Source organism: Thermodesulfobacteriota bacterium, from assembly GCA_034189135.1.
Lineage (GTDB): Bacteria > Desulfobacterota > Desulfobacteria > Desulfobacterales > JAUWMJ01 > JAUWMJ01.
In genome coordinates, this window is sequence record JAXHVO010000118.1 from 1 (window position 1) to 14,342 (window position 14,342).

Annotated in this window: 15 protein-coding genes; 9 read left to right on the forward strand and 6 right to left on the reverse strand. The window is 42.1% G+C overall.

Annotated elements, in window-relative coordinates; genetic code table 11:
- The 3 genes from SWH54_16980 to SWH54_16990 form a co-directional block, all read left to right on the forward strand.
- The coding region (locus SWH54_16980; protein ID MDY6792961.1) for an acetoacetate--CoA ligase at nt 1–584 on the forward strand (584 nt) is incomplete at its 5' end.
- Between the two features lie 235 nt (nt 585–819).
- A complete protein-coding gene (gene tsaA, locus SWH54_16985; GenBank protein ID MDY6792962.1) occupies nt 820–1,242 on the forward strand; it encodes a tRNA (N6-threonylcarbamoyladenosine(37)-N6)-methyltransferase TrmO in 423 nt (140 codons plus the stop codon).
- A 3-nt stretch (nt 1,243–1,245) separates the two neighbouring features.
- Nucleotides 1,246–3,423 (forward strand): ATP-dependent RecD-like DNA helicase, encoded by a 2,178-nt coding sequence (locus SWH54_16990; GenBank protein ID MDY6792963.1) that lies wholly within the window; start codon nt 1,246–1,248, stop codon nt 3,421–3,423.
- Nucleotides 3,424–3,443: 20 nt separating this feature from the next.
- On the opposite strand, the gene SWH54_16995 is transcribed toward SWH54_16990, so the two are convergent.
- Nucleotides 3,444–3,740, reverse strand: coding sequence for an antibiotic biosynthesis monooxygenase family protein (locus SWH54_16995; GenBank protein ID MDY6792964.1), 297 nt, complete (start codon nt 3,738–3,740; stop codon nt 3,444–3,446).
- Between the two features lie 249 nt (nt 3,741–3,989).
- Between SWH54_16995 and SWH54_17000 the strand changes: the two genes are divergently transcribed.
- Nucleotides 3,990–5,528, forward strand: a complete 1,539-nt coding sequence (locus tag SWH54_17000; protein ID MDY6792965.1) for a radical SAM protein — start codon at nt 3,990–3,992, stop codon at nt 5,526–5,528.
- Nucleotides 5,529–5,999: 471 nt separating this feature from the next.
- Here the strand turns inward: SWH54_17000 and SWH54_17005 are convergent, their stop codons facing one another.
- The 5 genes from SWH54_17005 to SWH54_17025 form a co-directional block, all read right to left on the reverse strand.
- Complete coding sequence (locus SWH54_17005) at nt 6,000–7,262, reverse strand: radical SAM protein (protein ID MDY6792966.1); 1,263 nt, start codon at nt 7,260–7,262, stop codon at nt 6,000–6,002.
- A gap of 76 nt (nt 7,263–7,338) precedes the next feature.
- Complete coding sequence (locus tag SWH54_17010; protein ID MDY6792967.1) at nt 7,339–8,016, reverse strand: hypothetical protein; 678 nt, start codon at nt 8,014–8,016, stop codon at nt 7,339–7,341.
- A 156-nt stretch (nt 8,017–8,172) separates the two neighbouring features.
- The gene (locus SWH54_17015) at nt 8,173–8,790 is read right to left on the reverse strand and encodes an outer membrane lipoprotein carrier protein LolA (protein ID MDY6792968.1); all 618 of its coding nucleotides are present in this window, start codon (nt 8,788–8,790) and stop codon (nt 8,173–8,175) included.
- Between the two features lie 200 nt (nt 8,791–8,990).
- Complete coding sequence (gene fabG / locus SWH54_17020) at nt 8,991–9,725, reverse strand: 3-oxoacyl-ACP reductase FabG (GenBank protein ID MDY6792969.1); 735 nt, start codon at nt 9,723–9,725, stop codon at nt 8,991–8,993.
- The gene (locus SWH54_17025; GenBank protein MDY6792970.1) at nt 9,718–10,185 is read right to left on the reverse strand and encodes a hypothetical protein; all 468 of its coding nucleotides are present in this window, start codon (nt 10,183–10,185) and stop codon (nt 9,718–9,720) included. Before SWH54_17025 ends, fabG begins: the two co-directional genes overlap by 8 nt.
- Before the next feature lie 309 nt (nt 10,186–10,494).
- Between SWH54_17025 and SWH54_17030 the strand changes: the two genes are divergently transcribed.
- From SWH54_17030 to SWH54_17050, 5 genes are all read left to right on the forward strand, one after another.
- Nucleotides 10,495–10,761: a phosphopantetheine-binding protein gene (locus tag SWH54_17030; GenBank protein ID MDY6792971.1), complete on the forward strand. Its 267-nt coding sequence runs from the start codon at nt 10,495–10,497 to the stop codon at nt 10,759–10,761.
- 181 nt (nt 10,762–10,942) lie between these two features.
- A complete protein-coding gene (locus tag SWH54_17035) occupies nt 10,943–12,292 on the forward strand; it encodes a lipid biosynthesis B12-binding/radical SAM protein (GenBank protein MDY6792972.1) in 1,350 nt (449 codons plus the stop codon).
- Nucleotides 12,289–12,657: a hypothetical protein gene (locus tag SWH54_17040; protein ID MDY6792973.1), complete on the forward strand. Its 369-nt coding sequence runs from the start codon at nt 12,289–12,291 to the stop codon at nt 12,655–12,657. The genes SWH54_17035 and SWH54_17040 overlap by 4 nt, the downstream gene beginning before the upstream one ends.
- Nucleotides 12,658–12,741: 84 nt before the next feature.
- On the forward strand, nt 12,742–13,011 hold the full coding sequence (locus SWH54_17045; GenBank protein ID MDY6792974.1) for a phosphopantetheine-binding protein: 270 nt from the start codon (nt 12,742–12,744) through the stop codon (nt 13,009–13,011).
- Nucleotides 13,012–13,191: 180 nt separating this feature from the next.
- Complete coding sequence (locus SWH54_17050) at nt 13,192–14,292, forward strand: radical SAM protein (protein ID MDY6792975.1); 1,101 nt, start codon at nt 13,192–13,194, stop codon at nt 14,290–14,292.
- Nucleotides 14,293–14,342: the final 50 nt, after the last annotated feature.

Below are 14,342 nucleotides of genomic sequence, written 5' to 3' on the forward strand. Positions count from 1 at the left end.
CTGTGGTGAATCAGCAGGGAGAGCTGGTATGTACCGCACCTTTTCCCTCCATGCCGATCTATTTCTGGGAAGACCCGGACAACAGCAAATATCACAGTGCCTATTTTGATGTCTATCCCAATATCTGGCGGCACGGAGACTTTATAGAAATCAACGATCGTGGCGGTGTCACCATGTATGGAAGATCGGATGCCACCTTAAACCCGGGTGGTGTGCGAATCGGCACGGCGGACATTTATCGCCTGGTGGAGCAGATGGATGAAATAGAAGATTCCGTCGTAATTGGTCAAAACTGGAAAAACGATATTCGGGTCATCCTTTTTGTCAAGCTTGCTCAGAGCCATGAATTAACCGAAGAATTAAAAGGGAAAATAAAAAATACGCTTCGTACCAATGCGTCTCCCCGTCATGTACCGGCCAAAATATTAAGTGTGCCTGCGGTTCCCTATACATTAAACATGAAAAAAGTGGAGTTGGCAGTCAAAAAAATAATCGAGGGCAAGCCTGTGCTGAATAAAGATGCGCTGAGCAATCCGCAAGCGCTCGATTATTATGCGGAAATTGATGAACTGCAGGAAGACTGATGCCATCGTTTTTGCCAAATGAAACCAACAACAAAGAAAATGAAACAGTAAAGTATTTATCATAACAAATATCGAACGGCAGAGTGAAGAGTCTTCTGAACATTCAACATCGAATGATGAAATCGCTTCGCTCCATCGATTGATATACTGTTTCCCAAAAATATATTCCAGTGAGCTTCATAAAATCACCCGCCTGGTGGATGACGTGTGATTTCAAAAAATATCGGAGACTGAAATGACAGATCACTTTCACATTTATCCTGTTGGTTTTATCAAGAAAAAAGATGATACGGTTTTAATTGAAATTAATGAAGAATATAATAATGCTCTTTTGGGATTGGAACAGTTTTCCCATATCAACGTGCTGTACTGGTTTCACCAGAACGACACACCTGAAAGTAGAAATACCATGCAGGTCCATCCCTGCGGGATTAAGACAAATCCCCTCACCGGGGTGTTTGCCACCCATTCCCCGCACCGGCCCAATCTGATTGCCCTGTCTTTGTGTAAGATTTTAGCTGTTGAGGGAACCACTATCCGGATAGACAAAATTGATGCCCTGGACGGCTCTCCGGTGATTGACATAAAATGCTTTTTCCCTACCAAACTTTCAAGATCGGATGTCCGGGTTCCGGACTGGGAGAGAAAACAGGACTAAAGAATGCTCACAGATCTTTCCGGCCAGATTGAAAGAATCACCTACAACAACGAAGAAAACGGTTTTACCATAGCCAGGGTCAAGGTCCACGGGCGACGGGATCTGGTAACTGTAGTCGGAAACCTTATGGCCCCCACCCCAGGCGAAATCCTTAACATGCGGGGCGAGTGGTCCAATCATCCCAAATTTGGGAAGCAGTTCAAAGTGGTGGCCTACCAAACAAAAGTCCCGGCCACTGTGTATGGAATTGAAAAATACCTGGGTTCCGGTCTCATTAAGGGGCTTGGCCCGGTGATGGCAAAGCGGATTGTTAAAAAATTTGGCGAAAAAACGCTGGAAGTGATTGAAAATGAAATTAACCGGCTTTCCCATGTTAACGGCATAGGGAAAAAGCGTATCGCCAGGATTAAACATGCCTGGGATGAGCAAAAAGAAATCCGCGAGGTGATGATCTTTCTTCAAGCCCACGGCGTCAGTTCAGGATATGCCACCAAAATATTCAAAGAATATTCAGCCAGGTCCATCGAAGTGGTACAGGAAAATCCCTTCCGCCTGGCCACCGATATTTTCGGCATCGGGTTTGTCACCGCCGATCGAATTGCGGAAAAACTTGGCTTTCCCAGGGATTCGAGTCAGCGGATTGAAGCCGGCATTCTATACGTACTCCACAAGCTTTCAGATGAGGGTCACGTTTATTATCCTTATGAAGACCTTATTTTGAAGAGCAGGGAAATTTTGGACGTTGAAAAGGAGGTGGTTGTAAAAGCTCTCGGGATGCTGGCAGGTAACAATAAAATAGTTTTCGACGATCAGAACAGCGGCATTGAAAAAATTTCCCCAAAAAACAAAGCCGTCTATTTGGCTAAATTTCACCTTTGCGAGACCGGTATTGCAGACATGTTGAAGTCACTGGCATTGTCATTTAAATCAATTCGCAATATAGATACGGATAAAGCAATAGACTGGGTGCAAAAACGGCTTTCAATTACCCTGGCGGAAAATCAGGTTTTGGCCGTACGCTCCTGTCTTAACCAAAAGGTAATGATCATCACCGGCGGGCCGGGCACCGGAAAAACCACCATCATCAATGCCATTTTAAAGATATTTTCCAGGATCGGGGTGAGAATCATGCTGGCTGCGCCAACAGGTAGAGCCGCCAAGCAGATGAGCGAAACCACCGGTATGGAAGCCCGGACCATACACCGACTGCTGGAGTTCAGCTATGCCAAAGGAGGCTTTCAGAAAAATGAAAAACGGCCCCTTGGTTGTGATCTGCTTGTGGTAGATGAAGTTTCTATGATCGATACGATTTTAATGTACCACCTGTTAAAAGCCGTTCCTTTAACTGCCACTTTAATTCTCGTCGGTGATGTGAATCAGCTTCCCTCCGTGGGAGCGGGAAATATTCTAAAAGACATGATTGAGTCGAATTCCCTACCTGTTGCTTGGCTAAATGAAATCTTTCGTCAGGCCAAAAAGAGCCGGATTATTGTCAATGCCCACAAGATAAACCAAGGCATTATCCCGTCCTGGGAAACTTCTTCTTTAAACGATGATAATGATTTTTATTTTATCCAGCAGGAGGACCCGGACCGGGTACTTGAAATTATACTTGAATTGGTAAAGGTTCGCATCCCTCAACGTTTTGGTTTTGATTCTGTGGCTGATATTCAGGTATTAACGCCGATGCACAAGGGAGTGGCAGGGGCGGATAACCTGAATAGAGAACTTCAGGCAACACTCAACCCGGGCCCGGAAGGTGTCACACGCGGTAACCGAAATTTTCGGGTAAACGATAAAGTGATGCAGATTAGAAATAATTACGATAAAGAAGTCTTTAACGGTGATATCGGAAAAATTACCAAGATTTACCCCGAAAATCAACAGCTCATTATTTTATTCGATGGCAGAGAAATCACCTTTGACTTTTCAGAGCTGGATGAAATCGTTTTGGCTTACGCGGTTTCGGTGCACAAATCCCAGGGCAGCGAATTTCCGGCAGTGATTATCCCTGTCCTGACACAACATTATATTCTTTTGCAACGAAACCTGATTTACACTGCCGTCACCCGGGGGAAGAATCTGGTTGTCATGATCGGTACCCGCAAAGCGCTGGCAATTGGGGTGAAAAATAACAAAACCAAAAAGCGTTTTACTTATCTAAAGTATCGACTGGCTTAAATCGGATTTTTATGAAATCATCATTCCTTAAATCCGTAATGAAAAATTTCATACTTGGTTTCTCCTCCAAGAAGAGAATCTATCTTATCCTGAACTTTTTTCCTGTCATCGCTTTTAAGCCAATTTTTCCAGTATTGAGAAGACTCCCATGTACTGATCACTATGAATTCTTCCGGGCTTTCCAGGTTCCTTAATGTTTCACCGGAAACATAGCCGTCATGATGGGTCGCCAGGCTTCTCATTTGCCTGACCAGCGGGATAATTTCCTTTGCCTTTTGTTCAGGGACATGTCTTTTTATGATTACTTTTACAGCCATGGTGCCCTCCTTATGGTATGGGGTTTAAACTACGAATACATAAGTGTGTTTTGATGGTCAATAAAAAAATTGAAATAACACCTGCGGAAAAATCAAAAACTTGAACTTGACGACATCCCTTTATGATACTAAGTAAAGGCTGCCAAACGATAACAGATCTCAACTCTGGTTTCCCACATATGATTACCTGAAATTTTTACCGGCTGGGAGACTTTTATAACTCAGGTATTCATTCAAGGTTCTTATTATATGAAAAATACAAAAACGTCCGCTTCAACGGTATTTACTGAAAAAAGTCGTGTGGTTTATCTGATCAGTCCTCGAACACCGGATAATTTTTGGTCTATGAAAAGCTCTGTAAAAGCGTTGCGAACTAAAAACTTAATGCCCAATTCGGCACTGGCCACATTGATTGCCTTAACCCCTGAGGATATGAATGTCGAATATAGATACTGTGATGAAAATGTTTCCCCAATCGATCTGGACATGCCCTGTGATCTGGTGGCCATTACCGGCTATACCCTTCATTCAAGGCGGATCGGTGAAATATCAGAAGCGTTTAGGAAGCGAAACATTCCAGTGGCCCTAGGAGGGGCATTTGCAACGCTCAACCGTGAAGAAGCCGCAAAACTGACAGATTATCATTTTGTGGGAGAAGCGGAATATACCTGGCCGAAATTTCTGTTGGAATGGCAAAATGGATCCGCAGCCTCCGTATATGAGCAAAAAGAGTATATTGATATAAAAGACAGCCCGCCTCCGGCGTGGTCATTTATTAATGGAAAAGACTATCTGTATTTTACCGTTCAAACCAGTCGAGGCTGTCCAAACAACTGTGATTTCTGTGATGTCATCCTTTTGGTTGGCAGGAAATACAGAACAAAATCTGTTGAACAGGTCATGACTGAAATAAAAAATGCCCATGCAAAAGGTGCGGAAACCATATTTTTTTCCGATGATAATTTCTTTGTAAACAAATCGTTTACCAAGAAATTATTAAACGAAATTATAGCATGGAACACGTCGCAAAAAACACCTCTGTCGTTCAGCACACAGGCAACCACTAAAATCGGTGATGATGAAGAAATTTTAAAGCTACTGGCAGATGCCCGTTTCTCAGCAATTTTTTTCGGTGTGGAAAGTATCAGAAAAGAATGTTTGGATGAAATAAATAAAGGACATATTTTTCGTTATAATCCAAAGGAAGCGGTAAAGAGAGTATCCAGTTACGGCATCCTCCCTTTTATTGGGCTGATTGTCGGTTTTGACCATGATGACCAGAAAACATTTACTGAAATTGAACAATTCCTCAATGAAACGGGCAGTCCGCTTGCCTCAATCACTATTTTAAATGCGCCGAAAAATACGACCCTGTATGACAGAATGAAAAAACAAAATCGCTTAAATGAGGACTTCAAAGGGGTATGGCATTATTCAACCAATATTATACCTTTAAATTTAACCCTCGAAGAGCTGATTGAAAATCACCATACTCTTTTTAAAAATTTATATCAGCCGGAAAATTTTGAATCCAGAGCCTTAGACTGGCTGGCGAATATTACATACTTCTCCCCTCTTTACCGGAATTCAAAGATGAGTTTTGCAAAATTTATCAAACTTTTCTATATTATCGCATTTTACCTGTTGCATGAGCCCTGGCCGGTAAAATTATTGTTGTTTCGCCTGTTGGTCAAAACATGGAAAATGAATCCAAATTTAGTTAAAAAAGCAGTCACCATTATGTCTCAGTACTGTCATTATTATGATTTTGCCAACGGATCGTCGTAAAGCAGGATTTTCATTGTTCTTTGGGCGGGGTAAGAGGCAAACAGCTAGGCCGAATCGATTGTGGCAAACAGGAGAATCATCTCCCGATTAGTTGTAGTTAATTAAGACTAAATAAGTTGTTTATCTCTAATTAAACGGTCAATATCATAGAGGAACCCAGGATTCCAGGGGTCAAGGATTCAAGGGTTTGTTTTCTAAAAACTTTATCAGTGTTTTTAACATCCTTTCGATTTCTGCTAGGGCTTTTTTTAGCGTACCCAAGTCACTTTTTTAAATGAAATCTAACTCCTCTATATCTCTAAACAAAGTTTGCATGACTTTTGATAGACTTTCAACTCCTTGTAATTCTTTAGCATTTCACTCGGACCCTTGAGCCCTGGAATCCTAGATCCCTCTTCTCCAATTAAATTGGAGAAGAACCAAACAAGATAACCCATGTGTTGAGTGGCAGATTCCGGGTGCCGTTATGCCTTAAGCCGTTTTTTTGCCAAAAGCATGCTTGGCAAGATCTCTTCTTCTGGGCGTAAATGTATTGGCCTGTTTTTCTTTTCTAACCACCTTCTGAAGCAATTTAAACATCTTAATTCTTTGGGGTTCGTCCTTATAAAATGTATCCCAGGCATAAGTAAAAAGTTCCTGAAGCCTTTCCGGGGTCATATGCTTGGGATAATATACCACTCTGTCCGCAGAATATTGATCCCAGTCATATGAAAAAATTCTCTTCTGTTTGTGCAGATCATCCCAGGCCTTTGTATGCGGGAAAGGTGCCAAAACAGTAAACTCCGCCAGATCCAGTTCGATTTCCAGAAGGAAATCGATCAGCCGTTTAATAAAATCTTCTGTATGCGTATCCAGGCCAAGGAGAATAGTACCCTCAACTCCGATTCCATGATCATGGTATCGTTTGATTCTGTCTTTAATCAAATCTGATGTGTCAAAAACCGCCTGATAAACGTACCAGGCACCCGCCTGCGCAGCCAGATCCAGCACCTCAGGTTTATTTTCTATCGGGTGGCTGCACCAGTTTTTCTTCAACGGAATCATTTCACGAAACAGATCCATTTCCCATTTTGTATCCTGAGCCAGGGAATTGTCCACCAGAAACAAGCGGTTGTTATCTATACTTTCCATTTCTTCGATAGACTTATCAATGGGACGGGGCCTGAAACTTCTTCCCCCAAGGTAGGCCACCGCACATGGATAACAGTGAAAACGGCAACCTCTGGATGCGTGGACCAGATCGACCATCTGGACACCCTTGTAATTGTACAGATCCCTTTTCAAAATGTCTCTTCGGGCCGTACCGACCATTTCGATGGGAGGGCGGTCGTCTAAATAGTTATACACTTTTTGAAGTTTATTCTTTTTAAAATCGGAAAAGACCTTTTCCATTCTTCCTTCCGCTTCACCCAGGAATACGGCATCTGCATGCTCCATGGTTTCTTCCACATGCAACATGGTAGAAATCCCGCCGAATATGACTTTAATACCCTTTTTTCGATAGATATCCGCAATTTCCCACCCCCGCTTCACCTGGATGGTAAGCATCATGGAAATACCCACAAAATCTACAGGATCGTCAAAATTAATTTCTTCCAGATTTTCATCGACAAATTCCACATCCACATCATCCGGCAATGCGGCAGCAAAAACCACAGGGCCGTGAGGCGGAAGATGAAATTCGGTTTGTCTTTCAAGTTTTGCCCATTTTGGATAAATCAGTTTGAATTTCATAAAACGGTTCCTCAACCTGAAACCGTTCACAGGTTCAGTGGCTCAGGTGTAGATCCTGAACCCGTCAACGGCTATCTTATTTTATTATACGTTTTGCCTCTTTCAATTCGAATGCCAGTGCATATCGGTTTATACCAAAGGAAGCAAGTTTTATTCTGCCCGGCAAGCCATTTTTTTTTGCAGAGACAGACGCTTTTTCACAGTGGTCTGCCTGAACGGTTTTTATTAAGCCGCCATCAGGGCTATACTTTTGTATTTTCCAGTCGCAGCCTTTTGTTACAATCACATCCACAACACCACCGTCAACATTCCTGTATCGACAGACATGTGACCCGTCACCGGACATACCAGACTCCATCAGACGCCCCTCAGGCTTAAAAAACATCAGTTTGATATCATCCATCATGCCTCTCACAAAATCGCTGGAATCAAATGGAGGAATACCTCGATTAATCACTACCTTTTGATCATAATAGGCATCGAGGAAAACGAAACCTTCAATGGTCATGATCACAGATTCGATTTTTTCTTCTTGCGGAGAAATAACGGTGATCCCCATCACAAAGCTCTGCTGATTCCCCGGCATGGCAAATTCAATCAGATGAACCAATCGCCATTTGCCTTGTAAAAACACATCGGAGCATCTTTGGTGAATTCCAGGTAAAAGCGTGGGATTGACCGGATCAAGCTTTGGAAGGCCGGTGCAGGAGACAGTGCCCAATAAAAGGATGAGCCAAAATGTGATACTTTTCATTGATAAACTCGTAAAAATGATAACCGCCGGCCAAGCAGAAAGTTTCATAATCAAGGCGCCGTGGTTTTTCAGGGACGGGGCGAAACATGCCGTATACCGAATGTCTTAAAAACCGCTGCAACGCTGTAGATGGGGTTTTCTGCGACGCCATCTGCATTAAATCTTGTGAAATATGGAATCGTCTATGTTACCATTCAATATTGATTTTTGAAAAATCAACCGGGTAAAAGAGTCATCGCTCTCATAGATGATGACCGATTTTATTATTCCCGGCCGGTCTGAAAGTGTCAATTCTATTTTTTGTATCATCATGGAAAAAGATTTTTCTTTTGGCAGAAGAATTATTTTATTACCGGCTGTTAGGGTGGCGGTAAATTGTGGATTCTCATCAAAACGGCCTTTGAGCCACATGGTGATTTCCTTTAAAACAAACCCCATTGCCTGTAGATTGGCGCAGCTGTCGCCAATGAAACGATCATCTTTCATTATAAACCGCTTGGTTTTTCCATGGTGCATCAGTAGAATGCTTCTAATTGGCGATAGGTATTCCCACCTGAGAGATCCGGGCACCTTATAGTACAAAACCCCTTTTGAAATCAGGGGGTTGGCAAGAATTTTCATGTGTTTTTCCTGAATGAAATCACACTTCACCGTATCAACCTGCCCGGCGCCATTTTTTATCTGATCCCAGTTGTCCGCCCAGCCAACAGTCAACCAGCTCGCTGCAATTAAAACAAATATTGAAAGTGCGCTGTAACTCTTTTTTGCTTTCATTTCTTATATTATTTCATACCTTTTTAACTTGTTTGTTTGGTTATCCCATAAATGTTTCGGGTTACATGTTGCGTGTTGGTAATAGGAAATAATTCTTTTTATACCCCGTAACCCGAAACGCGCAACTGGTAAACACAACAATATCTCATGACACAAAAAGAAGCTACTGCAAACTAAAACTGGTAAGCTGCCTTATCGGGTTAAAACATTCCCCCATTTACCGATATCACCTGACCGGTAATATAGGAAGCGTCTTCAGAGCAAAGGAATCGGACCACCTTTGCCACTTCTTCCGGCTGGCCGACTCTTGCCATGGGAATCATCTGTTTTATATTTCCTACATGGGTTTCACCCAGCATTTCCGTTTCTATGAGTCCTGGAGCCACCACGTTCACCCGAATACCCAGCCTGGCCACCTCAGATGAAATTGAGCGGCTTGCTCCGATCAAACCCGCCTTTGCCGCAGAGTAGTTCGCCTGTCCCCTGTTGCTGATCAAAGCAGAAACAGACGATATCGATACGATTGCTCCTTTTTTATTCGGAACCATTTTTCCTAAAACCGGTTTGGTCACATTATAAAAACCCTTCAAAGTGGTGTTGATTACCGCATCCCAGTCATCTTCCGGCATGAAAACAAATAACCCGTCTGCCGTTATACCGGCATTGTTCACCAAAACGTCAATATTTTCATAACGAGAGGCAATATCATCTATGGCCCGTTCTGACTCTTTTGCATCAGAAACATCAAATTGAATCATCTCACCATCACTTTCCCTGTCTCTTACGGCCTGAAGCGTATCTGCGGCTGCTTTGGCATTGGATTTGTAATTGATAATGATATGATATCCCACCCGGGCAAGTTCAATTGAAATTGCCCGACCAATGCCCCTGCTTCCTCCAGTGACAATGGCTACCTTTTTGCTCTTCTCATCCATCTGTTTCATCTCCTGAATTAGACTTTAAAACGGAACCGGATTCAGACCTTAACACCTGGAGATTGACTTCGCCTACCAGTTTTTCACCTGTCTTTGCGGTTCCAAGGATCTGGGTGTAATTGTCAAAGCTAAAATTGATTCTAGAGCAAGTGGTTATTCTGGAATTTAAAGCAATTTTATCTAAAAAGAAAGACGCGTTCTTTATTCCCACCAGCCAGCCCTTTCCTCCAAGTTTCTCACCGTTTTTTTTAAGTTCTTTGTATCCGATGCAAACACTTGCCGTCTGTGCGACAAGTTCAATGATGATAAGGGAGCTGACACCGGTTTCGGTAAAAAGCGGCCACTTTTTTGCTACCACCGATTCCGTTACAGCCTTTTCATCATCTGATTCAATGATCTCACCGATCAGTTTCATACGATCACGATGGGGAATGAGTCGTTCAATATCTATATTAATCATTGCAGTAACCCTGTTTGCCGAAATTTTTAAACCCAACAAGACACCTACCGCGAGGAACAACTAGATTTAACCTGGGGATCTGTTCGAGTCTGGCTTAAATCTATTTTCCCTCGGTCTTGGGTTTACTGTATAATAAGTTGGCAAATTTCAACTTTTACTTTAAAAATAGGTTGAAAAAAATAAAATAAATATATAGAAAGAAAGTTTTGATTGGATGGTACAACAATTTGAGTGCTATGTAAAGATGGAACTTTTTTGTGATTTTATTAACTCTAACAAAGCAATACAAGGGTATGCCGGTTAAAAATTATGGAACAATTAATCAATGATCTAAAAGTTAAAATTATCGAAACGCTGAACCTTGAGGGTGTCGCTCCTGATGATATTGATGAGGACAGTCAATTGGTTGGTGGAGAACTGGATATCGATTCCATCGATGTCCTTGAACTTGTATTAATGATGGAAAAAGATTATTCCGTTATCGTAAATAATAAAGAACTGGGTGCAAAGGTTTTTTCATCTCTCAGAGCAATGGCCAACTATATCCGTGAGAAAGCGCCGGCAATGTCTAGCTGACCGACGTATGTATTTCATTGCAGAAACATAACTATTCAGCTCAAAATAACCTTCTGCCTGTTAAACCATAGAATTTGTATTATTTTAAACCCTTAACAAGTATCAAGGTTGCTGTATAAGCACTTCCGGAGTATCGACAGGTAAACTTGAATCTGCAGGTGGGATAATGCCATGAACCGTTATGAAAGTATTACTTGTTTCGGCAAATATTTTTATTGAACCTTATCCGGTGTATCCACTGGGTCTTGATTATGTGACTGAATCAATTGCAGACAGTCATCAGGTAAAAATTTCGGATCTGAACGATCTAAAGGATCTTGACTCGATTAAGGAGGTTATCAGAAATTTTTTGCCCGATATTATAGGGATTTCTATTCGAAATATAGATAATACCGACACAGCCGATCCAAAAGGCTTTATTGGTCACTATAAAAAACTCGTTGCATTAATAAGAGGCTGTTCCAAATCACCCATTGTTTTGGGAGGAAGCGGTTTTACCATATTCCCTGCCGAAGTTCTGGAAGCATTGCAGGCGGATTACGGTATCGTTGGGGAAGGAGAAAGGTTTTCCCTGCTTCTTAATGCCATTGAAAAAAGGGAAGATGTATCATCCATACCCGGAGTCATCACCCGGGGAAATAAGGCACAAATACCAAAGCCTCTGGATCAACCGTTTTCTGCACGAATAGATACAAATAATTCCCATCTCAATTTTTACCTTAAAAAAGGGGGGATGCTCAATCTGCAAACCAAGCGGGGATGTAATTTCCAATGTATATACTGTACCTATCCCCATATTGAAGGAAGCAAATTGCGGCTTATTCCTCCAAAGGAGGTTGCCAACACGGCACTAAAACTCCAGGAAGCCGGAGCCGAATATTTTTCTATAACCGATTCCGCATTTAATAGCGATTTTTCCCACAGCGCTGAAGTTGCCCGGGCATTTATAAAATATGGAGTTTCCATCCCATGGGGCGCTTTTTTTGCTCCGAAAACTCCGCCAAAAGATTATTATAAATTAATGGCAGATGCCGGGCTTACCCATGTTGAATTCGGCACAGAAGCCATGTCTAATAAAATGCTGGCATCTTACCGGAAACCGTTTAAAATAGATAATGTCTTTGAAGCACATAAATTGGCAAATGATGCAGGTTTATACGTTGCGCATTTTTTTCTCCTGGGAGGCCCCGGAGAAAATAGAGAATCACTCGAAGAAACGCTTTCAAATGTTGACAAATTGGATAAAACCGTTTTATTTTTTTTCTGCGGACTGAGAATATATCCATACACCGCCCTGTATGACATTGCTTTGTCAGAGGGACAGATATCCGGAGAGCAGAATTTACTTAAGCCGGTTTTTTATCAATCCAGAGCGCTGAGCAGTGAAGAGATTATCAACAGAGTCAGCCGGTATGCAAACGGACGTATGAACTGGGTAATCGGAGCCGGTGGTGAACAGACAGCTAAAATCACATCCAGAATGTATGACCATGGACATTACGGTCCTCTCTGGGAGCACTTAATTCAATGATAAAAAATAATCGGGAAAACTGGTATGCCCTGACAAATATAAAGCGATCTTCTTCAGATGAAATTCTTGCAGATGCCATCGTGACTGGCAAATCACCGTGGTTTTCCGGACATTTCCCCGGAGAGCCGATTCTCCCCGGTATTGCCCAGCTTGGTATGGTTTTTGACGTTATTAAGCAGGCAAACGGCAAAAATTTAAAAATTTCCGCGGTAAAACGGGTTAAATTTAAACAGATCATAAAGCCCGGTGATAAGATACAAATTGCGGCAAAGGAAAAAAACGACGATCACCGCCTGTATACGTTTGACGTAATGGTTGATTCCCAGATCGCCTGCACAGGCATGATGACGGTAGAAAGAGAATGATGTAAAACAATAAAATCGTTTCCTAAAAAAATGGTTTTTTTCTTGTTAAGAAACCATTAATATATAGTTTTAAGGAGGAAAAATATGCCCGTAGCAACAGATATGAAAGAAATTGTGATTCACATTGCAAAAATTATGATTGATGAGCTCAAACTGGAGGATGTCACCCCTGAGACATTCGACCCAGATATTGATCTGATTGATGAGGTTGGGATTGACAGCATGGACCTGGCCACAGTCGCCCTGGTTCTTCAGGACAAATACGGAATAAAAATCGATGAAGACGACTATCCCAAACTGACCACCGTTCGTTTTATTGCAGAATACATCGAAAAAAAATTGATAGCATCATAATAAGTCTTACCTACTGCACTGGTGAGGTTTTTTTAAGCGCTTGACATGCGATATGCATGCCTTTGCCCCGGGGAAAACCGCTATGTCTTGTAGATGAGCCGGAAAAGATGCCATCCGGCACCTTGTTAACGATTTTTAGTCACACATCATGTTAACCTTTTATAGAATGGAGAATGTTAGTTGAATACCCAAAAAGTCAAACAAGCTCATGTTGGGCAAAATACTTCTGAAAATCAGTGGAAATTTTCAGACATTTTGGCAGATCCTAAAATACGGCAACGATTTGAAAAGATACGGAAATATTTTTTTCTGCGGGAATCCACTTATGATATGACCCATCGATGCAACATTAGATGCGATGGTTGTTATTATTATGAAGGCGATAAACAGTTCGCCAAAGAAAATAAAGATGTAAATGCGTGGCGTAACCTGATGAAGAAGGAGAAAGCAAGGGGCATTACCTATGTTGTCCTTGCAGGAGCCGAACCTTCTTTAGTCCCTGAACTTTGCGAAATCTGCTATCAGGAAATGCCGTTGGGGGCGATTGCATCCAACGGGATTAAATTTATACCCGAATCCGTGGGTTACAAAATACACATTTCAGTCTGGGGTAATGACGAAACAAGTCTAAAAGTGCGAAACGCAAAAAACATGCTTGCAAAACAGATTGAAAATTATAGCAATGATCCCAGAGCAGTATTTGTATATACCTTTACCAAACACAATATTGATGAAGTGCATGAAGTCACCCGAATTCTTTCCGAAAACGGAAGTAAAATTACCTTTAACATATTTTCCGCACCCGTGGGGTATAAGGGAGACCTCCGTCACGATGAAGAATCTCTGTTTCGCACCCGCGAGAATATGGTTCGGCTTCTGTTAAAATATCCAGACAATGTGTTGTTTTCTCATTATAGCGCTGTTGCCCACACGCATAAATACGGACTTCACGACCTGTATGCCTGCTCGTATCCCAGGATGAATCCATCCACCGATATCGGCCTTGGCCGCTCTTTCAGGCAATACAGGACAGATTTGACCTGGGATAGAAGTGCTGCCTGCTGCGTCCCGGACACAGACTGCTCAGATTGCAGGCATTATGCTGCAGGAAGTGCGGTAGTGACTGCCAGATTATTCAGGCATGCCATCAATCCTGAAACGTTTAAGGCCTGGCTTGACTATGTGGATACCTATCTTGCAGTCTGGGTAATGGGATACCAAAAAGGTACCAATCTTTGTGATTATTTTGTGGCCCCTCCCGGTCATGATATGTTTCTATGAAAACCGTTTTATAAATCCACCACGGAAAAGCACGGAATATCACAGATAAT